Origin of the sequence: Corallococcus sp. RDP092CA, assembly GCF_041903675.1 — a bacterium.
Classification (GTDB): Bacteria; Myxococcota; Myxococcia; order Myxococcales; family Myxococcaceae; genus Corallococcus.
On the sequence record NZ_JAYESI010000023.1, the window covers coordinates 64,825 to 89,429 of the forward strand.

At 69.1% G+C, this 24,605-nt stretch carries 15 protein-coding genes; 9 read left to right on the top strand and 6 right to left on the bottom strand.

Annotated features, from left to right (window positions below):
• Nucleotides 1-38: 38 nt before the first annotated feature.
• From U8525_RS23490 to U8525_RS23520, 7 genes are read left to right on the top strand one after another with little or no spacing between them, the layout of a single operon-like run.
• Entirely contained in the window at nucleotides 39-2,681 is a 2,643-nt protein-coding gene (locus tag U8525_RS23490) for an AgmX/PglI C-terminal domain-containing protein (RefSeq protein ID WP_374268533.1), read from the top strand.
• A gap of 59 nt (nucleotides 2,682-2,740) precedes the next feature.
• The gene (locus U8525_RS23495) at nucleotides 2,741-3,376 is read left to right on the top strand and encodes an outer membrane beta-barrel domain-containing protein (protein ID WP_374268534.1); all 636 of its coding nucleotides are present in this window, start codon (nucleotides 2,741-2,743) and stop codon (nucleotides 3,374-3,376) included.
• Nucleotides 3,373-4,986, top strand: coding sequence for a tol-pal system YbgF family protein (locus U8525_RS23500; protein ID WP_374268535.1), 1,614 nt, complete (start codon nucleotides 3,373-3,375; stop codon nucleotides 4,984-4,986). The genes U8525_RS23495 and U8525_RS23500 overlap by 4 nt, the downstream gene beginning before the upstream one ends.
• Nucleotides 4,983-8,249 carry a tetratricopeptide repeat protein gene (locus U8525_RS23505; RefSeq protein ID WP_374268536.1) on the top strand — a complete coding sequence of 1,089 codons (3,267 nt, stop codon included), beginning with the start codon at nucleotides 4,983-4,985 and terminating at the stop codon, nucleotides 8,247-8,249. Before U8525_RS23500 ends, U8525_RS23505 begins: the two co-directional genes overlap by 4 nt.
• On the top strand, nucleotides 8,240-8,746 hold the full coding sequence (locus tag U8525_RS23510; RefSeq protein ID WP_374268537.1) for a hypothetical protein: 507 nt from the start codon (nucleotides 8,240-8,242) through the stop codon (nucleotides 8,744-8,746). The genes U8525_RS23505 and U8525_RS23510 overlap by 10 nt, the downstream gene beginning before the upstream one ends.
• Nucleotides 8,743-9,381, top strand: coding sequence for a hypothetical protein (locus U8525_RS23515; RefSeq protein WP_374268538.1), 639 nt, complete (start codon nucleotides 8,743-8,745; stop codon nucleotides 9,379-9,381). Before U8525_RS23510 ends, U8525_RS23515 begins: the two co-directional genes overlap by 4 nt.
• Nucleotides 9,381-11,288 carry a tetratricopeptide repeat protein gene (locus tag U8525_RS23520; RefSeq protein WP_374268539.1) on the top strand — a complete coding sequence of 636 codons (1,908 nt, stop codon included), beginning with the start codon at nucleotides 9,381-9,383 and terminating at the stop codon, nucleotides 11,286-11,288. Before U8525_RS23515 ends, U8525_RS23520 begins: the two co-directional genes overlap by 1 nt.
• 105 nt (nucleotides 11,289-11,393) lie before the next feature.
• Here the strand turns inward: U8525_RS23520 and U8525_RS23525 are convergent, their stop codons facing one another.
• From U8525_RS23525 to U8525_RS23540, 4 genes are all read right to left on the bottom strand, one after another.
• Nucleotides 11,394-12,218, bottom strand: coding sequence for a hypothetical protein (locus tag U8525_RS23525; protein WP_374268540.1), 825 nt, complete (start codon nucleotides 12,216-12,218; stop codon nucleotides 11,394-11,396).
• On the bottom strand, nucleotides 12,215-13,393 hold the full coding sequence (locus tag U8525_RS23530; RefSeq protein WP_374268541.1) for a hypothetical protein: 1,179 nt from the start codon (nucleotides 13,391-13,393) through the stop codon (nucleotides 12,215-12,217). Before U8525_RS23530 ends, U8525_RS23525 begins: the two co-directional genes overlap by 4 nt.
• 741 nt (nucleotides 13,394-14,134) lie before the next feature.
• Nucleotides 14,135-14,623 (bottom strand): hemerythrin domain-containing protein, encoded by a 489-nt coding sequence (locus U8525_RS23535; RefSeq protein WP_374268542.1) that lies wholly within the window; start codon nucleotides 14,621-14,623, stop codon nucleotides 14,135-14,137.
• A 10-nt stretch (nucleotides 14,624-14,633) separates the two neighbouring features.
• Nucleotides 14,634-15,278: a hypothetical protein gene (locus U8525_RS23540; RefSeq protein ID WP_374268543.1), complete on the bottom strand. Its 645-nt coding sequence runs from the start codon at nucleotides 15,276-15,278 to the stop codon at nucleotides 14,634-14,636.
• Nucleotides 15,279-15,334: 56 nt separating this feature from the next.
• On the opposite strand from U8525_RS23540, the gene U8525_RS23545 reads away from it, so the two are divergent.
• Nucleotides 15,335-16,177 carry an LEA type 2 family protein gene (locus U8525_RS23545; protein WP_374268544.1) on the top strand — a complete coding sequence of 281 codons (843 nt, stop codon included), beginning with the start codon at nucleotides 15,335-15,337 and terminating at the stop codon, nucleotides 16,175-16,177.
• A 14-nt stretch (nucleotides 16,178-16,191) separates the two neighbouring features.
• A complete protein-coding gene (gene aat / locus U8525_RS23550) occupies nucleotides 16,192-16,890 on the top strand; it encodes a leucyl/phenylalanyl-tRNA--protein transferase (RefSeq protein WP_374268545.1) in 699 nt (232 codons plus the stop codon).
• 374 nt (nucleotides 16,891-17,264) lie between these two features.
• Here aat and U8525_RS23555 read toward each other — a convergent pair whose 3' ends face one another.
• Both U8525_RS23555 and U8525_RS23560 read right to left on the bottom strand, forming a co-directional pair.
• Entirely contained in the window at nucleotides 17,265-17,681 is a 417-nt protein-coding gene (locus U8525_RS23555) for a DUF6896 domain-containing protein (protein ID WP_374268546.1), read from the bottom strand.
• Nucleotides 17,682-17,691: 10 nt separating this feature from the next.
• The gene (locus U8525_RS23560) at nucleotides 17,692-24,534 is read right to left on the bottom strand and encodes an RHS repeat-associated core domain-containing protein (RefSeq protein WP_374268596.1); all 6,843 of its coding nucleotides are present in this window, start codon (nucleotides 24,532-24,534) and stop codon (nucleotides 17,692-17,694) included.
• Nucleotides 24,535-24,605 lie beyond the last annotated feature (71 nt).

Here is a 24,605-nt window from a genome sequence, read left to right on the forward strand (position 1 = left end):
GCCGTACCGCCCATCACCCCTCGAAGGGAGCGTCACCGTTGAGCGGCCAGCCCAGCGTCCTGCAAGTCGTCATCCTCCGCGACGGCCTCCTGGTGGGGACGGAGGTCTTCGTCCCCGGCACCTACGCGCTCGGCTCCGATGCGTCGTCGGATCTGCGGCTGGACGATGCCTCCGTGTCGCCGCGCCACGCGCTGCTGTATTTCCAGAACGGTCGCACCGCCATCCAGGACGCGGGCGGAGGGACCAGCGGCATCTTCGTCAACGGACACCAGGTCACCGCCTGTGAGATCCGCTCCGTGGATGAGGTGCTGTGCGGGCCGTTCGTCCTGAAGACGCGGATCCTCAACCAGCGCCCCGTCGAGACCAAGCCGCAGCCGCCGCCCGAGGTCGCCGCGCTCCTCGGTGGCGCCGGGGCTCCGCCCGCCGCGCCGCCGAACGGGTTCGGGCCTCCGCACGCCGGGAACGGGGCGACGCACCCGTTCGGGCCGCAGCACGGCGCGCAGGCCGCGCACGCGCAACAGGCCGCGCTGGCCCAACAGCAGGCGCAGCAAGCCGCGCTGGCCCAGCAGCAAGCGCAGCGGGCCGCGTTCGCCCAGCAGCAGGCCGCGTTCCCTCAACAGCAGGCGCAGCAGGCTGCGCTGGCCCAGCAGCAGGCGCAGCAGGCCGCGTTCGCCCAACAGCAGGCACAGCAGGCCGCACTGGCGCAGCAGCAAGCGCAGCAGGCCGCGTTCGCCCAGCAGCAGGCCGCACTGACGCAGCCGCAAGCGCAACAGGCCGCTCTGGCGCAGCAACAAGCGCAACAGGCCGCACTGGCGCAGCACCAAGCGCAGCAGGCCGCGCTCGCCCAGCAGCAGGCGCAGCGAGCCGCACAGGCCCAGCAGGCCGCCCACGCGCAGCAACAGGCCTCGTTCGCCCAGCAGCAAGCGCAACAAGCCGCGCAGGCTCAACAGGCCGCATACGCACAGCAGCAGGCCTCGTTCGCCCAGCAGCAGGCCGCATACGCACAGCAGCAGGCGCAACAGACCGCATACGCACAGCAGCAAGCGCAGCAGGCCGCGTTGGCGCAGCACCAAGCCGCGCAGGCGCAACACGGCGCGCACGCGCAGCCCGGTGCGCGCGCGGCTCACGCTCCCGCCCCGAAGGCCGCTCCGGCCCCCGCCGTTCCCGCGGGCACCGTCCCCTCCGCCCGGCGCCGCCCCCCCTCGGAGGCCATGCCCAGCCTGCTCGTCGCGGACGAGCTGCTCGCGGGCGTGGACACCGACGTCGCCGCGTCCGACTCCGGCCCCCTCGTCCTCGGCGCGGCCCCGGCCAGCCGCCCCACGCACGCGCCGAAGATCGGCCCGGGCAAGGGCGCGGCCCAGCTCTACATGGAGCTGTACTGGGGTGCCGTGCGCCGCGACGCGCGCCGCTTCGCCCCGGACGCGAAGAAGCCCGTGAAGGCCGCCCTGGAGGAGCAGGCCCCCATGCCGCTGTGGGGCTTCACCCTCCCCGAAGGCGATGACTTCACCCTCGCCGAGTCCGTCAGCGGCAACTACCGCCTCTTCGTGCCCCCCGGCACCGACGTGGAGAAGGCCAACGGCGACGGCCGCTTCACCCCCGTCACCACCGCCGCGCTCGAGTCCGACGGCAGCCGCCGCTTCGTCACCCTGCGCGACGGCGCCGCCGCCCGCCTCACCCAGGGCAAGATGTCGCTCGTCGCCTACGCGGCGCCCGCCCCCGAGCGCGTCTTCGTCAACCCGCTCAAGGGCCTGCCCTGGCTGACCCTCTTCTTCCTCGCCCTCTTCGGCAGCGGCCTGGGCTGGTTCATCGCCACCCGCCCGCAGGGGCCCGCGACCGCGGACTTCACCCAGAAGAACCTGCCGCCCGTCGCGCTGCGCCTCATCGCCCCCGAGCCCAAGAAGAAGGAAGAGGCCAAGAAGAAGCTCGAGTCCCTGAAGAAGAAGGAGCCCGTCAAGGAGAAGCCCGTCGTCGCGGAGAAGGCCCCGCCCAAGCCCGTCAAGGAAGTGCAGGTCCCCAAGGCCGTGGCCGCCGCGCCGGAGAGCAAGGCCCTCAAGGCGATCGCGAAGCTGTCCGCCGCCGGCCCCGCCGCCAACGACCTGCTGGCCGCCGTGGACAAGCTGGGCAGCGGCCCGGGCAGCAAGAACGTCAAGCAGACCAACTACAAACTCTCCGGCCTCATCGGCAAGGCCCCCATCGCCAACGCGGGCCTGGGCACCTTCGGCCTGGGCGGCGGCGGCAAGGGCGGCGGCGCCACGCTGGGCGCGGAGCTGCTGCGCGGCAAGGGCGGCGGCGGCATCGGCGCGCTGGGCGCTGGCGGCGTGGGCAAGGGCGCGGTGGGCGGCACCGTCACGCGCGCCACCGCGCGCAGCATCTCCTCCACGCAGGGCACCGTGGACCGCGAGGCCGTGGCCAAGGTCATCAACAGCCACCTGAACGAGGTGCACGGCTGCTACGAGCGCGCGCTGCTCAAGGACCCCGGCCTCGCCGGCAAGGTGGTGCTGGAGTGGTCCATCGGCCTCAACGGCCGCGTCGCCTCCGCGAAGACGAAGTCCTCCACCCTCCGCAACGCCTCCGTCGAGGCGTGCATCCTCAGCAGCCTGAAGGGCTGGCAGTTCCCCGCCCCCAAGGGCGGCCTCGTCATCATCACGTACCCGTTCCTCTTCAACTCGGTCGGCTACTGACGCGGGGGCGCTCCCCCAGCCTCGCGTCCGTCCCCGCCTCCTGACAGGAAATAGTCCCCGTGCGATTCCTCCTGCTCTCCCTCCTGTGCCTGGTGCCCGGCCTCGCTCGTGCCCAGGCCGAGGAACTCGAGAACCCCGGCACCGTCTCCGCGGTGCAGGACCGGCTCTACCGCATGCACCACGAGCTCTCGCTCGGCGTGGGCGTGCTGCCCGCGGACGCCTACTACAAGGGGCTCATCGGCACCGTCGGCTACGCGTACCACTTCAGCGACACGCTCGCGTGGCAGGTGGCCCGGGGCACGTACAGCTACAACGTGCAGACCAGCCTGCGCCGCCAGTTGGAGCGCGACTTCGACGTGTCCCCCGTCTCCGCCGCCTTCGAGGACCAGGTGCAGTGGATGGTGGGCAGCGACCTGATGTGGAGCCCGCTGTACGGCAAGACGTCCCTCCTCAACACGAACGTCATCCACTTCGAGGTCTTCCTCCTGGCCGGCGGCACCGTGGTGAAGGTGGACCGCAGCGACGGCTTCCGCCCCGCCGTCAACCTGGGCCTGGGCGTGCGCGTGTTCTCCAGCCAGAACGTGTCCTTCCGGCTGGACGTGACCAACAACACCGTCTTCGCGGGCGCGTCGCGCATCATCAACGTGCCCACCGTGCAGATTGGGACGGCCTTCAACTTCGGCGCCACGGAATGACGTCACGCCCGCTCATCGCCGCCGCGCTCGCCAGCGCCGCGCTCCTCGTGTCCCCGGCGGTCGCCCACGCGGCACCGGACGGCGGCGCGCTGCCCATGCCCCCCCCACCGGCCGCCGCCGCGAAGGCGCCCGCCGCCCCCACGGACGCGGGCACCGCCGGCCCCACGGACGCGGGCACCGTCGCGGGCGCGCCCGCCCCCGCCAGGGCCGCCGTCGCGGAGGCGCCGCCGCCCCCGCCGCAGAAGGTGCCCCCGGAGACCTTCGACAAGGCGCTCAAGGCGTACTTCGACGGCAAGCCGCGCGACGCCGCCGGCCCCCTGTACGCGTGGCTCGAGGCCACGCCCCGCACGGACGACAACTACGCGTGGGGCCAGTACTTCCTCGCCAGGAGCCTCATCGACCTGGGCCTCACGCACGCGGGCGCGACGTACCTGGCACGCATCGCCCGTGAGCGCACCAACCCCCAGGTGTTGCCGCGCGCGCTGGACGCGCTGAAGGGGCTGACGGACCGGCCGCACGACGAGGTGATGATCGACGAGCAGGTCTTCGGCGCGCTCGACCTGGGCTTCCTCCCGGACGAGACCGGCGCCTACGCGCACTACCAGCAGGGCATGGTGGACCTGCGCGTGGGCAACGAGCGCTGGGCCAACACGCACTTCTCCAAGCTGCCGGAGACCAGCGCCGAGGCCAGCCGCGCGAAGTTCGCGCTGCTCGTCACCCGGCTCAAGCAGGTGAAGGATCCGCCGGAGGAGATGGTGAAGGACTTCCTCGCCCTGTCCCAGGACGAGAAGCTCACCCGCGAGGCGCGCAACGAGGCGGCGCTCGCGGTGGCCCGCCTGCGCTATGAGAAGAAGGACTTCTCCGGCGCGCTGGACGCCTACGGCAAGGTGAAGCTGCCGGAGCTGGACCCCGGCCGCGCCAGCCTCTACCTGGAGGAGGCGTGGACCCGCTACAAGCTGGGCGACCTGCGCGCGGCGCTGGGCATCCTCACCACGCTGGACGCGCCGTCCTTCCGCGACGAGTTCATGCCGGACAAGTACCTCTTGCGCGCGCTCATCTTCCGCGACCTGTGCCACTACCTGCCCGCCAAGCGCGCGGCGAAGGAGCTGACGCGCCGGTACGCGGACTCGCTGGAGGCCGTGCGCAGCCGCGAGGACCTGAGCCAGGACCTGCGCCTGCGCCGCGCCGCCAACGCCCACGGCGGCACCCAGCGCGCCGCGAGGTTCGTGTCCCTCCTGGACCTGGAGGGCGAGCGCCTGGGTCGCTACGCCGGTAGCTTCGGCGACCGGCTCTTCGGGCACCTGACGCGCCTGTATGACCTGTCCCACGCGGAGGCCGTGCGCGTGTACGACGCGCGGCTCCAGGACGCCGTGCGCCAGGAGGCGGACACCCTGCTGCGCGCCGCGGAGCAGGTGCGCCTCATGGAGTACGAGGTCGGCCTCAAGCTGTACGAGCGCGTGAAGAAGGGCGCGCAGGTGGTGGCGGCGGAAGAGGAGGAGCTGCTGTCTCCCGCGCAGGTCGCCTTCAAGTTCGACAACGAATACTGGAACGACGAGCTCAAGTCCTACCGGGTCCGCATCGAGAGCCGTTGCATCGAGGAAACCCCATGACCGGCCCGTTCACCGGCCTCATCACCGCCGCGCTGCTCGCGGCCGCGGCCCCAGGCCCCCGCGTGGGCCCCAACGCCAACCCCATCGTGTCCAAGGCGAAGGAGCGCGAGGAGCTCATCGCCAAGCTGAAGCGCGACATCTTCAAGGTGGACCGCGCCATCGGCGAGACGGAGCGGCTCATCTCCAAGAGCCGCAACGCGCCGTACCTGCCGGACCTCCAGTTCCGGCTGGCCGAGCTCTACGTGGAGAAGAGCCGCTACGTGTACTACCTCCAGGCCGAGTCCCGGCCGGAGGGAGCCACCGGCGCCATCGTCTCCCCGGAGACGCGCCTCATGAAGCAGAAGGCGGTGCAGATGTACTACCGCCTCCTGCGCGAGTACCCGGACTTCAAGGACGGGGACCAGGTGACGTTCTACCTGGCGCACGAGCAGCGCGAGCTGGGCCAGTTCGACGAGATGCTCAAGACGCTGGGGGACCTGACGCGCAAGTACCCCACCAGCCCGCTGCGCCTGGAGGCCGAGCAGATCCTGGGCGACCACTTCTTCGACAAGGCGGACCTCGGCGAGGCGGAGAAGCACTACCAGGCCATCCTGGAGCTGCCGCCCTCGCCGGTGCACGACCTGGCCCGCTACAAGATGGGGTGGATCCGCGTGAACCAGGCCAAGCACGCGGAGGCGGTGACGTTCTTCGAGGCGGCCGCCGCCAGCGCGCCCCTGCCCGGCGTGGACGTGAAGAAGGCGCTCAACGTCAAGCGAGAGGCGCTGCTGGACCTGGTCTACAGCTACACGGAGGCCAAGCCGCCCAAGGGCGCCCTCAACTACTTCGAGAAGCTCAGCGACAGCCGCGCCACCTACGCGCTCGCGCTGGACAAGCTGGGCAACCGCTACTTCATCAAGCAGCAGTACGAGTGGGCCATCCCCGCGCTGCGCAAGCTGATGGAGGTGCAGCCCGACCCGGAGATGGACCTGGAGCGCGGGCAGAAGCTGTATGACTCGCTCAAGGCCGCCAAGGGCAAGGTGATGCCGGAGCCGGAGGACATCCGCTTCCTCGTGCGCGCCGCGGTGCAGAGCAAGACGGACCCGGAGCTGGCGGAGCCCGAGCGCAAGAAGCAGCTCGCGGAGCTGGAGGAGATGGCGCGCGACCTGTCCACGCAGGTGCACCTGGCCGCGCAGAAGGCGGACTCGCGGGAGCTGTACGTGAAGGCCGCGGACGCCTACCGCGAGTACCTGGGGCTGTTCCGGCCGGAGCAGTACGTGCGGCCCATCATGAAGAACCGCGCGGACGCGCTCTTCGCCGCCAAGGAGTTCCCGGAGGCCGCGCGCCAGTTCGAGGAGCTGGCCCGCTACGAGGACAAGGCCAGGGACGACAAGGCCGTGGACTCCGCCCTGTACGGCGCGCTGCTGGCCCACTTCTCCACGCTCAAGCCGGAGGAGGCCCTGAAGCGCAACGCCTTCGAGGTCGCCGACGCGCGGCAGGCGCTGAAGCTGCTGGGCGCCAGCTACGTGTCGCGCTACCCGCAGAGCCCGCACGTGCTGGACGTGAAGTTCAACATCGCGCGCGCCTACTACGAGGACGGCGAGTACCCGAAGGCGGCGGAGCTGTTCACCGCGTTCGCGCTGGCGCACCCGCAGTACAAGGACGCGCCGGTGGCGGGCAACCTGGCCCTGGACAGCCTGCGGCAGGTGAACGACTTCAAGAAGCTGGACGAGACGGGCCGCAAGTTCCTCGCGTCCGCGCTGCCCCCCGGCTTCCGCGGGGAGGTGCAGAAGATCCTCACGCAGAGCAAGGCGGAGGCTCTGGACGAGCTGGCCCTCCAGAGCGCGCAGGAGACGGGCGACGTCATCGAGGGCCTGATGAAGGTCGCGGACGAGAACAAGAACAGCGACATCGGCGAGAAGGCGCTCTACGGCGCGTTCACCGCCGCGCGCGAGAAGCGCGACCTGCCGCGCGAGCGCGAGCTGGGCGCGAAGCTGGTGCAGGCCTACCCCAAGAGCCAGTACCTGTCGGACGTGCTGCTGACGCTGGGCCGCCACGCCGCGGAGGCGGCGGCCTTCAACGAGGCGGCCAGCTGGTTCGAGCAGGTGGGCCAGAAGCTGACGGGCGACCTGGCGTCGGTGGACGGCTGGATGGCCGGCGCCCGCCTGCGCATCGCGCTGGGGGAGTACCCGGAGGCGTCCCGCAACCTGGAGACGGCCGCGGAGGCCGCGGGCGCGCGCAAGGGCGAGGTGCTGGCGCTGCTCGCGGAGACGCGCCTGAAGCAGAAGGACTACTCGCGCGCGAAGGCGGCGGCGGAGGCCGCGCTCAAGCAGGACAAGAACAACGTGGCCGCCGCGGCGGTGCTCGCGGAGGTGCAGGCCACCACCGCGCCCACGGCCAGCCCGGACGCGCTCATCTCCACCCTCACCGCCGCGGTGCAGGGCCCCAACGGCCAGACGGAGGAGGCGGCCAGGGGGCTCTGGTACCTGGGGGAGATCCTCTATCGCGGCTACAAGGACCTGCCCGCGGACAAGGTGGAGGAGAAGGTCGCCGCGCTCCAGGCCATGGAGGGCGTCTACACGCAGGCCGCGTCGCTCGGGTACCCGGAGTGGGCGGTGGCGTCGCTGTGGAAGATCGCCCTCGCGTACGGCCACATCGCGGACGTGGTGGACCAGACGCCGGTGCCCGCCGGGCTGTCCGCCGCGGAGACGAAGCAGTTCAACGACGCGGTGAAGCAGCAGGTGGCGCCGCTCAAGGCCCGCTCGGACGAGGCCTTCAAGGCGTGCCTGTCCCGCGCGGAGTCGCTGGAGGTCTTCAGCGCGGCGGTGGTGGGCTGCCGCAACCGCACGGACGTGGCCGCGCTGCCGGTGCCGCCGCCGGCCGCGCCCACGCAGTCCGCGGCGCTGGAGGAGCTGCGCAAGAAGGCGGAGAAGGTCCTCACCGCGGAGGCGCTGGAGGCCCTGGGCATGGGCTACCTGGACGCGCACCAGTACGGCATGGCGCAGCTGACCTTCGGGCGCGTGACGGAGCTGCAGGACACGCGCGCGTCCGCGCACGCGGCGCTGGGCTGGGCCATGCTCAACCTGGGCGACGCCATGGGCGCCCGCGCGGCGTACGCCAAGGCGCTGGAGGCGGACCCGACCTACGACAAGGCCCGCCTCAACCTGGCCGCGCTGCGCTGCCGCTTCGGCGACACGGACGGCGCGCGCCGCGAGCTGGCCGTGCTCAAGGACATGGGCACGCTCAACGGCCCGGACGTGGACGCGGGGTGGAAGGCATGCAAGTGAGCGCGCCCTTGCGCCGCATCGCCCCGGTGCTGGCGCTGCTCGCCGCCTCCGCGTGTGGGGAGGGCGGCAGCGGCCGGCTGGAGGGCAGCGTGACGGAGCTGCTCGACCTGCGCTACCAGCGCACGGAGGCGGCGCTCGCGGAAGGCACGCTGGCGGTGAGCTTCGTCAACGCGCAGGGCAGCGGACAGGACGTGGTGTTGAAGGTGAGCGCGCGGGTGGCGGACATGCTGCCGGACGACGAGTACGCGGGCTCGCTGGACATCGACCTGGCGGAGGCGCTGGACGACGGCTCGCAGCGGGGCAGCGTGGACCGCAGCGTGCTGGACGAGCCGGTGCGCCCCTTCCCGCTGCTCCAGCGCGGCAATCTCTTCGTGAAGTCCCTACCGAAAAACTCCGGAGACCGGGTGTCGGGCGAGTTCAGCGTCACGTTCACCAACGGCACCGACGTCTACTCCGGCCGGACCCTCTTCAGCCGTTTCGAGGCCACCGCTCCATGAAGCGCCCCCTGCTCCTCAGCCTGACCCTCCTGACCGCCGCCTGCGGCCCGAGCTACGGCATGCGCGTGCCGGACTCGCTGGTGAAGAAGCTGCCCTACGAGACGCGCATCGAGCTCCTGGAGGCGGAGAACGACCTGGCGCTGGCCATCGACCGGGTGGACGAGGCGGACAACGAGGTCAACCGCGCGCGCGACAACATCCGCCGCGCGAAGAGCCGCCAGGAGGCCGCCGAGGACGAGGAGGACCGCGCCCCGGACGCGTCGTCCCGCGAGGTGGCGCAGCTGGCCATCGCGGAGTCCGAGGCCCGCGTGGAGTACCTGCGCGCGCACCAGCGCCTCAACGTCGGCTTGCGCGAGGTGGAGAAGCTGTCGCTGCGCTGCGCGTTCGCCCGCTTCGAGCTGGCGCGGCTGACGGCGGCGCGCAAGGCGAAGGTGCAGGGCAGTGAGCGCCTGGAGCTGAAGGCGTTCGAGGAGCAGGTGTCCGAGTGCGAGGCCGCGGTGAAGGAAGAGCGCGCGGGCCTGGCGGGGGACACGAAGGAAGCGCAGGCGGCGAAGGAGGCGTGGGAGGCGAAGAAGGCCGCCCTGGCCAAGAAGACCTTCGACGCGCGCGCCAGCCCGTACGTGGAGAACCTGTGATGACGAAAGCCGGCGTCCTCCTCCTCCAGCTGTTGACGGCCCAGGCTCCCGCCCCGGCGGCGCCTCCGGCGGAGAAGCCCGCAGCGGCCCCGCGCGCAGACAAGCTCCCGGACGACCCGGACGCGCTCTACAAGCTGGGCACGGCCTTCCTGGCGCAGAACCAGCCGCGCCGCGCGGTGGCGCCGCTGACGAAGCTGGTGGGGCTCACGCCGGACGGCGTGCCGGCGAAGGTGGCGCTGGCGCGCGCGCTGCGGCTGTCCGGGGACGTGCCCAAGGCCAAGGCGGTGCTGGACACGGCGCTGGCGGCCTTCCCGGACGAGGCCACGCTGCGCTCGGAGCGCGGCCTGCTGGCGCGCATCCAGGACGACACGGACGAGGCCATCACGCAGTACTCGGTGGCGACGGAGCTCTCGCCGAAGGACGCGGAGCTGCGCTTCAACCTGGGCGAGGTGCTCCAGCGCGCTAACCGCACGGATGACGCCATCGAGGCGTACCGCGAGGCGCTGAAGCTGGACGGCGGGCTCCAGGTGGCGCGGGTGAACCTGGGCAAGGCGCTGGCGGAGAAGGGGCTGGCCGCCGAGGCGAAGGAGACGCTGCGCGAGGCCATCCGCCAGAAGGACACCGACGCGGAGGCGCACTACAACCTGGGCGTCGTGCTGATGCGGGAGAACGACGTCACGGGGGCGTTCGCGGAGTACCAGGCGGCGCTGAAGGCGGACCCGAAGCACGCGCGCGCGCAGAACAACCTGGGCGTGGTCCTGGACGGCCAGGGCAACGCGCGCAAGGCGGCGGAGGCGTTCCAGAAGGCCATCACGTTGGATCCGAAGTACGCGGAGGCGCACTTCAACCTGGGGCTCGCGTGCTTCCAGCTGGGGGAGAACGCCCGGGCGACGAGGGCCTTCGAGAAGGCGCTGCTGCTGGAGCCCCGGCGCGCGAGCGGCCCGTACACGCAGCTGGGCCAGCTGTACCTGGCGCAGGGCAAGAAGACGCAGGCGGTGTCCGCGTTCCAGAAGGCCATCGAGAAGAGCGCCGACGACGGCAAGAAGACGACGGAGGCGTACCAGGGCCTGGCGCGCGCGTACCTGGAGCTGGGCAAGGCGGACGACGCGGTGGCCACGCTGAAGACGGCGGTGGAGACCTTCCCGGACGAGCCCGGCGTGCGCGCGGGCTACGGCGACGCGCTGAAGGCCAAGGGCGACCTGGACGGCGCCATCGCGCAGTACACGGCGTGCGTGAAGCTCCAGCCCACGGTGGAGAACCGGCTGATGCTGGCGGACGCTTACGCGAAGAAGCACGTGGGCGCCCAGGCGCGGACGCTCTATGAGGCCGTGCTCCAGGAGGATCCGAAGCACCGCGCGGCGAAGCTGGGGCTGGCGGACCTGCTCCTCTCGATGGGCGACTACGTGGCGGCGGAGAAGCTGCTGAAGCCCGCCGAGGGCGAGGAGGCGGACACGGCGTCGCTGGCGCGGCTGGGCATCCTGCACTCGAGGCGCGGCCGGCCGGACCTGGCGGTGTCGGAGCTGGAGGCGGTGGTGGCGAAGGACCCCGCGCAGTTGGAGGCCCGCGCGGAGCTGGGCTTCCTGTACCTGCGCGGCGGTGACGACGCCAAGGCGCTCCAGGTGCTGAGCGACGTGCTGGCGGTGGAGCCGCGCAACTCGCTGGGGCTGCTGTACCTGGGGCACACGCTGTACCGGCAGGGCAAGCTGCCGGAGGCGGAGAAGGCCTTCCGGGGCGCGTCGCAGGTGGACGCCAGCGCGGGAGAGCCGCACTACGCGCTGGCGCAGCTCCTGGAGGCCGTCAACCGCAAGGCCGAGGCGAAGAAGGAGTACGAGGCCGCGGTGCAGCTACAGCCGGACCACGCGGACGCGAAGTCCGCGCTCCAGAAGCTGGCCGTGGACACGCCGTAGTCAGGCGATGCCCGCAGCGCACCGCGCGAAGCGGTCCGATCGTCGGACAGGCTCGTGCCGCGTCGGCGGGAGGTGCACCACGAGGACGGACGCTGGGACCTGGGCCTACTCGCGGGAGCGCATGAGGGTGTCTGGCAGCGGAGGTCCGGTGGGCGCGAGCCGGGGTGGCTCCGCGAGCGCTCGACCGAAGTGGTAGCGCGCCTCCGCGTGGACGCCGAAGGACGCGCCTTCCGCGCTCGCCAGCAGCACGAGGTCGTCATCGGGGCTCGCGCCGTCTGGCAGCCCCAGGGTCCAGGGCACCTCCCGCGTGTCGCCGTTCAGGACGAAGGGCGACGTGGGCCCTTCTCGGAGGACTGTTCGCGGCGGTAGGCGCAGGGTGACCTGCACGGGCGCGGTGAAGCCCGGGCTCCGCTCCAACCGCGCGATGAGCCGCACCGTGTCCGCGCTGGCGTCCACCACGCTCCAGGAGACGTGCAGCGGCGCGGGGATGCGCGCCGTGGCGGGAGGCACCGTGGACGGCGGCGACGCGCTGTCCGTCGCGGAGACGCCGTCCTCCGGGCCCTGCTGGGGTTCAATGGCGCGGGGGGCTGTCGTCTCCGTGGGAAGCGTCTTCACCAGCACGGGCCGCGAGCCGTGACGCTCGCGCGACTTCAGGTTCCACGCGTCCAGGCCGTGCGCGGAGAGCGCCACCGACCGCGCGGACGCGAGGGGCGTTGGCGCGGACGCGTGGACCGGCTTCCGCTGGGCCTGGGGAGGTGACCCGGAAGGCCGTGGCGGCTTCTTGCGCCGCACTCGGTCCACGCTGGATGCCATGCTCGCGGACAGGGCTCCGACGAGCGCCAGCGCCAGCACGGCCCCCACCACGCGTTTCCGCATCAAGGGGCGCAGGAGGGACCGCCGGCTGCGCTGCATCCAACGGGGGAGCGTCATGGGCACAGGGGCTCGTGGCTGGGGTACGGGAAGGCGGAGGCGGGTTCGGTGGCCGCGTCCACCAGGGTGCTCGGGAAGCCCTGGCACCTGAGCGCGTCCAGGAAGTCCGCGAGACACGGTGACGGCCTGCCGGTGTCCACCACGTCCGTGAGCGCGCCCCGCTCATCGCGCTTCCAGGTGTGCCGCGTGTAGCCGCGGGCCCAGGGAGCGCTGTTCATCGCCGGCGTGACGAGCGCGTCGTAGAGCGGCTGGCTCGACCGGGTGCCCGTGGCCGTGCGGTAGAGGATGGCGGCCACCTCGTTCTCGTCCACGTTCTGGAGCAGGCCCTCCTGCGCGCGGGGCCGTGTCCAGGGGCTCACCGTGGAGGCTCGCGCGGACAGGTCCACCCAGAACATCGTCCCGCCCTGCCGGTCGAAGTAGCGGGGACTGCGGCGCGCGTCCGCGCTGAACCACGTGGCCCAGCCCTCGCTCCACGCCTGCCCCGGGAAGGTGGGCACGCCCACGTAGTGCGGACCGCCCTCCTCCGGGGGGGTGCCCCGGCTGGCCATCACCCAGTGCCCCAGCTCGTGCATCACCATCGCGTCGGACCACCACGCCGCATCCGAGTTCCCCGGCAGCCACACCTGCGATTCCCAGCTCCGTCCCACCGCCGTCACCGGCCAGGGCGCGAAGCACGCGCCGCAGGACCACGTCGTCTCGAAGCCCAGCCACGCCACCACGGACAGGCCGTCGCGTCCGTCGTAGCGCTCGCGCATCCGGCGCCACGCCGTGCCCAGCACGTCGAACACCGCGGCCGCGCCGGAGCCCTCGGACTCCGCGAGGGTGAACACGGGCTGTTCGGACAGCTCGCGCGTCGTGCGGGACCAACTCCAGATGCGAGCGGCGTCTCCCGGCGACGTCTTCACGGACTGAGCGCCAGGCAGGCCTGGGTCCGCCACGGCGTAGGCCACCGCGCCGTCCCGCCCTCGTCCGGCGGCGTATACGACGATGCGGTCGTCCTCGCCGGGAGAGGGCTGCACCTTCAGCGTGAAGCGGCCGTCATCATCGGTCACCTGCGAGTCCAGCACCTTCGAGCCCTGGAACGACACGATGAGGAAGCCACGCGCCGGCACCGGCTCCAGGTCCGGCGTCCACGCGCGGAACTCCGCATCCGGGAAGCGGCGCGCGTAGCGCACCGAGCCGCTCAACGTAGGCCCGGGCCGACCACAGAAGCCCCGGCCGGGAGCGGCTTCACAATCCACGTCACAGGAACGCGCGACCCACCGGCCATTCGTGCACAGCTGCAACGCGCGGGACTCCGTGCACCGAGAGACGCCGTCGACACACGCGGTGCCCGTGACACAGGCAACAACGGGAGACTCGACACAGACCGTGTCCTCCGCGCAGTCCTCCCGGTGCACGGCGCCCCCTGCACAGCGCTCCAGCACCCGAGGCCCCAGACACCGCGACGGCGCGGGGCGCTGATCACACGCGAGCGCGGGCCGGACGGTCTCCTCGGGAAGCGAGGTGACGCAAGCCGCGCAGGCCGCGCCCTCGCAGTCAACAGCACAGGGCCTCAGCTCGACGCCCGAATCACAGCCCGCGAGCGCCAGCGCCACGAACGCTCCGCTCCACGCCCAGAACCCGCGTCCCACCTGGAGGAAACCTCGTTCGAGCCAGCGCCCCACAGCGGGGCTGGATGCGCACGCGAGGACAGCACGCCCCCTTTGAACCCAGGCAGAGCCAGGAGGGCGATGGCCCCCCTGCCCGCCCGCTCTCCGGACCCTGAAAACCGGTCCTGCTGTCGGACAGGTTTGGACCGGCGCGGCCACGACTGGCGCTTCATTCGGGACGCGCGGGCACTTGTCCGACTGTCGGACAGGTTCTGGACGACCGCGTCCGGCGGGTGGGGGGAGGGCCGAAGGAGTCCTCCGGGCTCAGCGGGTTGTCGGCTCGGTGCGCGCGAGGAACGCGGCCAGCAGGGCCCGCCGCTCCTCCTCCCCCAGCACTCCATCCAGCGCGGGGAACAGGTACGTCTCCTCTCGCAGCGAGTGGTGGTGCTCCAGGTGCTTGAACGTGCTCTCCATGTCGAACACGCGGAGCACGGCGCGGCGGTAGTCCGGTGCGCTCGCATCCAGCGCGTCCACGGCCTCCTGGCACTTCGTCAGCAGCTCCCGCATGCGCTGGTGCTCGCCGGTGAAGAGCGCTGGCGCGGCGCCCCGGATCCTTCCGGCGCGTGGCAGCTCTGGCAGCAGCAGCGCCTCTTCCGCCTCCAGGTGTCGCGTCAGCTCCTCGCGATACCGCGCCAGCCGTTCGCGCGCGGCGGGGAGGTCCATGCCCATCAGCGCCTCCTGATGTTGGAGGAACAGCTCCTCCAGCTCGCGGTGGAGCGCGCCGAGGCTGACGAAGTCGGAGGGCCCGGACATCCCAAGCCCTTCAGTGCACCTTGTCGTCGCGCACGTGGGCTTCGCGGGCCACGCGCGGACGCGGCGTCACCATGCGGGCCACGCCGAAGTAGAGCTGCTCCTCCGTGTAGACCTTGCGCACGCGGCGGTGCGACGCGCGCGGGTGGTAGGCCGGGCCCGGACGCTCCAGCCACTGGAGCACCCGCACCTCGCCCGTGTGGGCCAGGGCCGCGAGCAGCGCCTCCGGGCACAGCTTCAGGTAGCGGCGCACCAGCGGCCGCAGGCGGCGCCCGAACTCCGCGCCCAGCTTCGCGTGGCGGCGCCCCGCGTGGAGCGTGCCGTCGAAGCGCAGCGAGATGTGGAAGAGCTCGTGCATCAGCGTCTCCAGCCGCGACTTCGCGGTGGAGCCCCGGAAGAAGAGCGGTCGCAGCGTGATGCAGTACAGGATGCGGCGGCCCCGGATGCGCACCACCGGCTTGCGCCGCCCCGCCTTGTCGATGCTCTTGCCCCCCTTGAAGCACAGGGGCTTCACGGTGCCTCGCGACGCCCGGCGGGCCTCGCCCGCGACGATGAGGATGCGGCCCACCTTCACGTGGCTGAACTCGGGCATGCGCGCGGAGATGTCCCGGATGAGGGAGCGCAGGGTCCGGTTGAAGTTGGGACGTCGGGGAGCCACGGTTGGTGGACAGTCTAGCGGAAAACCCCTTGGGGCCAGGCCTTGCCCTCCCCAATATGTCCTTTGTGAATCGCTCGACCTGCCTGATGGCCCTGGTGTCCGCGCTGATCGCCCTCCACTTCGGGTGTGCCTCCGCTCCGGTCCGCTCCGGCAGCCCCCCCGCCCTGACGGCCCAGGAGACCACCGTCGTCTCCCAGGGGCTCACCGACGCCTCCGTGCGCTACACCGGACAAATCACCGGCACCGCCAACGGCGTCGTGGAGCGCGCCGACTATGAGCTCGTCGCCGACGGGCAGGTGGTGAAGACGGGCTCCGCGAAGCTGGGGGTGCCGTTCGCGCCGGGCACGCCCGCGGACTTCTCCATCGAGGAGAAGTCCGCCTACGTGAAGGGCCCGGAGGACCTGGCGCGACTGAGCGCCCAGGGCGGCACGGTGCTCATCGCGCTGCGCGGCACGCTGGTGGTGCGCACGGGCGACAGCGAGGACACCCTGCCCTTCGCCGCCAGCCGCGCCGTGCGCGTGCCCCGGCTGCCGGAGATCATCGTGGAGAGCCTGGACGCCGCCCGCTACTCGCCGGAGGAGGTGCAGATGAACCTGCGGCTGGGCGTGCGCAACCCGAACCCGTTCCCGCTGCGGCTGGACTCGCTGACCTACCAGGTCGCCGTCGCGGACCGGCCCCTGGAGGAGGGCACCGCCGCCCAGGCGGACACGGTGGATGCGTCCGCCACGGGCGTGTACCCGGTGGAGGTGGCGGTGACGGCCCAGTCCTGGGGCCCGGGCGTCAAGGCGCTCATCGGCAAGGGCGTCCTGCCCTACAGCGTGAAGGGCGAGCTGAAAGGGCCCATGTTGCAGGTCCCCTACGTCCTCAAGGGTGACGTGAAGCTGAACGTGTCCCGCTAGACTGGCGCGCACGCGTGCCCATCTACCTGCTGAGTGACGACGAGCCGGAGCTGTTCCCCCCGCCCTCCAAGGCGGACAAGAGTGGCCTGCTCGCGGTGGGCGGCGACCTGCGCCCGGAGCGGCTGGTGGCCGCGTACTCGCAGGGCATCTTCCCCTGGTACAGCGAAGGGCAGCCCATCCTGTGGCACTCGCCCGACCCGCGCTTCGTGCTGGAGCCGGACAAGATTCACGTGGGGCGCTCGCTGCGCAAGGTGATGAACCGGGGCACGTACACGGTGCGCTACGACACGGCGTTTCCCAAGGTCATCGACGCGTGCTCGCGCGTGCACCGGCCGGGGCAGGACGGCACGTGGATCACCGACGCGATGAAGCAGGCGTACATCCGGCTGCACGAGCTGGGGCTGGCGCACTCGGTGGAGGCGTGGGACGGCGAGGTGCTGGTGGGCGGGCTGTACGGCGTGTCGCTGGGCGCGGCGTACTTCGGGGAGAGCATGTTCGCGCTGGCACCGGACGCGTCGAAGGTGGCGTTCGCCACGGCGGTGGAGCGCTTCAAGGGCTGGGGCTTCCAGATCATCGACTGCCAGGTGGAGACGGAGCACCTGGAGCGCTTCGGCGCGGAGTCCTGGCCGCGCAAGCGCTTCCTGACGGCGCTCGCGCAGGCGCTGAAGGAGCCCACACGGCGTGGGCCGTGGACGGAAGGAGCGGAGACGTAGCGCGACCCGACTCTTCAAAGACGGCATCAATGGTCCGGAGGACGACCCGGCTATCCGTCGCTGATTTCCAGGAGGGCCATTCCCTCGCCCAAGTCTACCCCAGTGGCATGACTGAAGTCTGAACCTGGGCTGGCCCTATCATGAGCTCAACTCTTGAGCACTTAGCTCTTGCCATGAAGCCAGAGCACGCCCAGGTCACACATCTGCTGGCAAGGCGACAGGCGCGCGCCGGTTAACGGTGGTTCACAGCAGTGGCACCGCCGCAGCATATGAACTCGGGAGTCTGGCCTTTATTTACTCTCTCAGAGACGGCCTCATGCGGCACCAGCCGACAGCTTACCGTCCGGCTGGTGTCGCCACTGCTTTGGACAGCCCTATGCCCCATCCATCGCACGAAGCCGATAAAGATGGGAGCCCGGGAGTCGTTCAATGAGACCTTGAGCCAGGAGGTTTTCGAGAGCTACCGCAACGTCCTCATGAGACCGCACCCCTCCAAAGGAAGCGTTCTCCGCAGAAAAAGCATGGAGTCGCCAACTATCAAATCCACTCACCTTCCCCTCTGGCGTGAAGTCCACATCCACGCTGAAGCTCCCGTCTGAGAATCGGCATCCGATGCCATGAAAATCGAACTCCAGCCCTCCAGGCACGATACCTTTTCTAGGTATTACCTTGCTCCTGCGCCCTGACAACAGGTCCTTCTGCCCAAATGCGCGGCAGAGCCGATCCGAGAAAGAGCGGGCAGACTCCAAGTACTGCTCAATCAGGTCCAAAATCCATTCGTCACCTTGCACACACCCTCCCTCAGAACCCTACCTTTTGCCCCTTGACCCGGAGACCGTTCGGACCGACCGACGAGGCATCCTGCACAACCTCTTCAACCGTTTTCCAAGAACTGAAGTGTGAAGCAATATCCTCAATCACATTAACAGGCACCTCCAACAAACCCGCCATCCTGGCCGCCGAAAGTCGGTGGTGCCCATCAACAACAAACATCTCACCCTCATGTACCACAACATCAATAGGCGGCAGCCTGTATCCCTCCTGTTTAATAGCCTCCGCCATTTGAATGACCTTCCTGGATGACGCCCCACCTTCAATGGAATGCGTTCGCCGAAGGCTACCCACGCCTGCGAGCTTTGTAGCATTGAGACCATCCGCCAGAGTCCCAGCGGCAGAGAAGGTCAAAACGGCGGCCATGGTGCCATTGAAACCAAGGCCTTGGTAATTTCCATTGTACCAATCGTCCTGCGCCTTGGAGATGGCAGTCCATGAACTGAAGACTGGAACTTGGCTATCAACCGCTCCCGCTACAGCTCCACCGAGACCCCATCTTGCGTAGCCAGCACTCGCGCCGTCAAGTGCCGAGCCATACATCTCGGAGTAAAACACAACATGCGGATAGGTAGCCCACATCACCCGATTCGAAAGCGACCGATTTGCCTCATGCTCCCAGGCGGCGCTCGCCATAGTGGAGATGGCGTGGCTGGCGCCGTCGCTCACGTCCTCCGCTTTCTGCACGGTGCCATTCACATCCGAGCTACCGGTAAACGTCTCAGCAATTACACGACCTGCACGAACGACAATATCTGCCACCCAATTGATGATGGCCATTGCAGGACGGGGCAGTTCCAGCCCGGCTCCGTTTTGCCCACCGCACCCGTAGCATCCTGAGATGCCTTCGGCGGTGAAGCCTGAAGGGTCCGTCATGGACAAGGGGTTGTTGAAGACGTAGCTGTACCGGTTATACCCCTGGCTGGAGAACGGCGCGGAAACGAACGGGTCCGCCGACAAGAAGCGGCCAGCGCTCGGGTCGTAGAGCCGTCCCTTCATGTTCACCAGCGAGGACTCCGCGTCGTCCTCATGGCCCGTGAAACCCATGCGGATGGAGCCCGTCGTCGGCAGCACCCGCTGGGTCGGATTGGCGGGGTTCGCCTGCGCGCCGAAGGGCTGATACTTCCGCCGCTGGACCACGCCTCCCGCCTGGTTCGAGAGGGTCTCGATGGAACCCAGGTGGTCGCCGTGGAGGTACAGGGTCTCGACGTTGTAACCACCACTTGCCGCCGTCCACTGCACCTGGGCCACCGGCCCGCCCGCACCGGGAATCTGGAAGACGTGCGAGACGACTCCCGCGGTCTGCCGCTTCTCGTAGAGCCCTGACACGTAGAGCGTGGAGTCCCCGTTGTTGCGCAGCTTCAAGACCCGCTTCTGGAAGGCGTCGTACTTGAAGTCCAACCGCCCTGCCTGCGCCGACTCCAGGACCTTGGGCAGACTGAACGACGTGTACGTCACCTGGCGGTAGTCCCCGTTGGGCGCCGCCCATGAGAGCTGATTGCCGGAGGCGTCATACCCAAACACCTCCCCGCCCAGCCCGGTCATCGCATTGGGCCCTGCCCCTGCTTCGCCATACCGGTAGTCCTGCTGCTCGGTGAACGCGTCCGCCCCTTGCTGGCTCACAGTGCGCTTCAACAGGTTTCCGATATCGTCGTAGTCGAAGTTCGTCGTCGAGGTGTCGCAGGCCGTCTTGACGTTCCACGTCGTCAACCGGTTCAGCGCGTCGTAGGAGAAGCTCTCGTGGACGTTGGCCAGCAGGTCATTCCGGAGCTGGAGATTCCCCGCCGTATTCCACGCATAGGCGATCCGCTGGAGCGTTCCCTGGCCACCCTGCGACTCGATGAAGCGGAGCTGCCCCTCCCTGTCGTAACGGCTCAGGGACGAAACCCCGTTGCCATAAAGTTCCCTGGTCAGTTGCCCCGCGGCATTGCTCTCCAAGGCGCTCCAGTAGAGCTGGCCCGTCATCGTATTGCGGATCCCGCTGAACCTCCCGTTGTGGCTGTTGTACTCCAGCGTCATCCCCAGACGCAGTTGGGAGTCGACCTGCGGATAGATGAGCGCAGCCATGCGCCCGTAGGCGTCGTAGCCCCGGTCAACCCGGTACGTGCTGGCTCCCCCATCCACGCTCGTGGTCTCCCACAGTGAACGGCCCAGGGCGTCATAGCCGTACGTCAGCACCACATCCGTCGGACTCGAGACAGCGGAAGGACCGGACCTGGCCCAGGCCAGGGCTCCCACGCCGTTGGGAGCTGTGTCCCATTCGAAGCGCGTGACGCCCTCCGGCGTCTGCACCGACACGGGCCGCCCCAGGAAGTCACGAGCGAAGGTGGTGACGTTGCCCAGGGAATCGGTCTGCTCGCGGACGGCGCCCAAGGCGTCGTACCGGGTTTCAGATGCACCTGCCTCCGGCGTAACGAGCCGCGTGCGGCGCCCCAGGACGTCGTAGCTCATCGTAGTGAGATTGCCCTTGGCATCCTCCACGAAGTCCACCACCCCGAAGGGGCCGTAGCTCAGGCGCGTGCTGACGGCACTCTGGGGGCTTCCCACCGTCTTGAAGTCCTGGCTTTCCACCACCTGCCCTCGGGCATTCACCAGGAGCCGTCGCTCGGTCCATCCACTTCGCTGCCGGACGTTGCGCCCTTCATACGTGCGCACCTCCTTGATGGTGCCGCTGGCCTCCTGCTGGGACAGCCGTCCCGCCTTGTCATAGGTGAAAATCGTGAACGCAGGCGCTTCCCGGTCTGCATAGGGGAAGGACTGCTTCCACAGGCGCCCCAAGGCATCGTACTCGCGGGTCGCATGACTCCAACTCCCGTCCGAAGCCCGCTCGCGTTCCTCGACCAGGCGCTCGAAGCCATCCAGGAGGCTGACATGTTCCCCGCCGCCATCCTGCTTCACGGTGATGCTCGTCCGCGACTGCTCCTTTCCGTAGCTTACGGTCGTGTGCGCCGCGGACGCAGCCGCCTGACTTCCCACACGGTACGGGGCGCTCTGCCTTCTCAGACGGCCGAACCCGTCGTATCGCCACTCTTCGCGCGCTCCATTGGCGTCTTCCTGGATGGCCAGCAAACCCAGCCCCGGGTGATACAGCCGCTCCGTGCGATGTGACGGAGTCGAGACGTCTTCGCCCAGGAAGGTCTGATCCACGACCGGGAAGATGCGTTCCACCGGGTCATACTCGCGAGTCGAGAATGATTTGACGATACCCTGACGTGCCCGCTGCGTCTGGGATGTCACCTGCCCTGTCGTGTCCCGACTCCACGTCGTCGCCAACCAGACGTCCGCTCCCGCCGTCCCCGTCGCATTCGGCTCGACAACGACCTTGTACAACCGGTTGGACCACGGACACTGCTCCGTCTCCTCCTCCTGGTAGTCGTACTGCGTGCAGTAACTGTAGCGCACGGTGCGAGAGGCAATGCCTCCCGATGGGTGTCGAGCATCCGCAGGAATGCTGTCCGTCTCCGTCCTGGACATCGGCATGCCCAGCGTCCAGTTGGACGTGTAGTTCGAGTAGCTCACCACCACCTTGTGGCGGTGGGGGTTCATGTCCTGGGCATCATTCGCGGTGAAGGTCTCTTCGCTCACGATGTTGCCGTAGGCATCACAGTCCCGCTCGGTGACGACGTCCCGGAACTGGCCCTGCTGGCTGTCGGACTCCCCAGAGTACTCGCGGGTCGGACACAGGAACTTCGTCCGATTCTCCGGCGCGTTCCGCAGCTCCCATTGCCGGGTGGTCTGCCGCGAAAGAGTCACACTGCTGGTCGCGGGAATCGATGACGTCTCCAGATATGGCAAGCGCGCCCAGGGGTAGAGCGACCCGGCCGGTTGGGCGTTGTCCATCCGCACCGTGGTCGTCTGCTGGGTAGTCGAGTCAAAGGTGGTCCTAGAGGCGAAACCCAGCCACCCCTGACCTCGAAGCGCATAGCGGCTGTCCGCGTAGCTGAACTGCGCGGAACGGATTCCCCCCTTGCCATCCGGCGACTGCAGGGTTCCAACGACCGGGAGCGCGGACGCGACGCAGTACTGGGGATAGGTGCATGTTCCCGGCGTATAGAGCCCGGTGCCAAAGCGGAAGTCGGTCAACGCCCTGTAGCCCACCGTCGTCCGGTTGCCATTGGAGTCCACCACCGCCTTCATCAGGTCAGGCCGGCCTCCCTGACGGCGGTAGATTTTGAGCCGGTACTCGTTGGGGATGTCGGTGGGCTCGGCTTGCACCAGGTCCGTCAGCCCATCACCGTCGATATCCAGCAGACGCGACAGGCGGTAACCAAAGCCCGTTCCCGGCCGGAGCCGGAGCTCGACGGTGCCGCCACTGCCCGTGGTGATTCCAGTGGGGACGTTGGTCAGCGTCCGCGGCACGAAGCCACTGCCCGTCGACTCGAGGACCGTCACGTTCGAACGGCCCACGGAGTTGGGATAGTTCGTGTCAACGAAAGAGTCCATCAACAGGAGGTCCTGCTTGCCATCCATGTTGAAGTCGACGATGCGGACCCCGTTGTCGATGTAGCGTCCCTCGTTGACTTGGACAGGACTGGGCATCGCCCCCAAAGGGATGTCGAGGTGCTCGGGCGGCAGGTAGCCCGCGCCCGTGTTCAGAGAAAGCATGAGATCCCGGGCTGTGCGTACCCCGCCGATCTTCGCCTCCTTCGCCATGCTCACAACGTCCTGGAGACCATCACCGTTGACGTCCAGGAACCATCGCTGCAGGTGGTGGTAGGGCCCCTGGGGCCGCTGGATGTAGTCCCAGGGCAGAGCCGCCAAGGTAGCGGTCGTCGCCGACGGACACGACGTTCCCGCAGGCCCACCGGAACACGGCGTCGGAGAGACCTCCACCGCTGAATAGAACTGCTCGAAGCTATCCACTGTCGCGGTGGAAGCAGGCTGCCGCAACAGCACATCGACGGCGCCATCCCCGTCCATGTCCGTCGCGTAGCCGCCGACCAAGGAGGTCCGATCGAAGTCCCCACCGATGCGGTTGGGCTCCGAGAAGGTCACCCCGGCGGCAGTGGTGGTGTTGAGGCGATAGCTCCAGTTCGCGACGGTTGCGGAGGCGACGGGCTGGCGCGAGCGCAGCAGGTCCGGCCGGCCATCGCCGTCCAGGTCCGCGACGTGCATGATAGGAGCTGGCACGTCCTGCACCGAGTCGTTGCAGATGTCGTACAGCTCCTCATAGTTGTTCCACTTCGCTTCGAAGCCAGACCCTGTGGAGCGGTAGAGCTGGTAGTGCCCGTCACAGGGAGCCGTGGGATGACCGGAGTTCGTCCGGTTCAAGCCGATGACGTCGGTCTTTCCATCCATGTCCATGTCGACGGTGATCAACTCATCCAGCGAATCCCCCACCACAGCCCTGGGAAGGTTGTTGGCGGTCTGTGGGGGGCCAAAGCCCAACCCGGTCGAGAGCCGATACTTCCAGACTGGAGGTGGCCGCTGTCCGTTGCTCTTCGGGCCCGTGTACCGGTAGAGGATGTCGTCCCGGCCATCGCCGTTGATATCCAGCGTCTGGAGCGTCCAGAAGTCGCGGCCCAGGGAGTCCGTGTTCTCGAGGGGCTCGCTCGGGGGGACATCCCCATTGGCGGCCACATCCGTGATGCCTGTGTCGATCTTCTCGAAGATGTTGTCGGGGTTCGCCTCGAGGCCCTTCTCCCACTCGAACTGGAGCGGGCTGCGGCAGACGTCCTTTCCGTCGCAGTCCTCGACGCTGGTCAGCAGGCTGCGCTTCGAAACGCTATCGTTGCGGTACGTGAAGCGGTACTCGCGGAGTCGTTCGATGACCGCACCCTGGGAGTCCACCGGGGCTGACATGGAGATCTTGAGCAACCGCTGTGATGACCTCAGCTTCAGGCCCGAGACATAATGGACATCCGCGTCCGGCCGGCCTTCGTAATGGAAGGTGACACGCCGGAGCGGCTGGAGCTGGGGAACGGTGCTCGTCGAGCCCGTGTATTCAATGGCGGAGGGCACCTGCTCGACGGCGGCATCGGTCTCCGTGCGGGCGTAGAGCACGCGCATGAAGTTGCCGCTGCGGTCCTCGACCTTCGAGACGGACCAAGCATACCGGACGCGCGGCGCCCCGGTGTATGTCGCGAAGACCGATGACGGGGGAACGGCCGACACAATCACCTGCGGGCCCTCCAACACGGAGCCTTCCGCGGTCCCGCCGTAACCTCCGTAGGTGAGCATCTGCCCGTCGCGGGTGCGGACATCGAACTGTTTCGGGCCGTTCGCATCCGCGTCAATGACCGTCACCTGCGAGAAGGTGTCGATCTCCGTGCGATACCGCGCGCCGACGGCTCCCGCGGTTCCGGTGATGAGCACCAGCCGCGCCCCGTCCAGGCAAAGGTCATCCGCCTGGGTGAACTGGATGGGCAGTCGCTTCCCCGCCCCGTCCAGCGAGGGATTGCAGCGGGTGATGCGGGAGAAGCCGCTCACTGCCCAGCCCATGCCCAGCGGTCCATTGCCGCCACGGCTGTTGTAGGACAGCGTCAGCGACGGCTGGATACCCGCCCGTCCTGGAGGAACCCACAGGGGCACGGCGTAGGTCGCGGCACCGTCCAGGGAGACATCCAGACGGCCTGCGGTCAGCCCCGTGGCGACACCGTTCACGGTCTCCGTGGGCAGGACCGTCAACGCGGGCAATGTCAGACCCGTAGCTCCATTCAGCCGGGCTGACGCCCCCGCCAACGTGCGCGCGGCATCCTGCGTCGGGACAGGACCGCAACTTCCCAGCAACTGCACGATGTAGAGGGATAGGATCGTCGTGGAGAGGAGCTGCTTCAAGCGGTTCGGCGCCGCATGCTTAAATTGGGTGTCCATCACTTGTCCCCCTCCATCGATCTGAGGCCACCACCATTCGTCTGGCAGATGCCGAACTTGCAGGTTGAGCC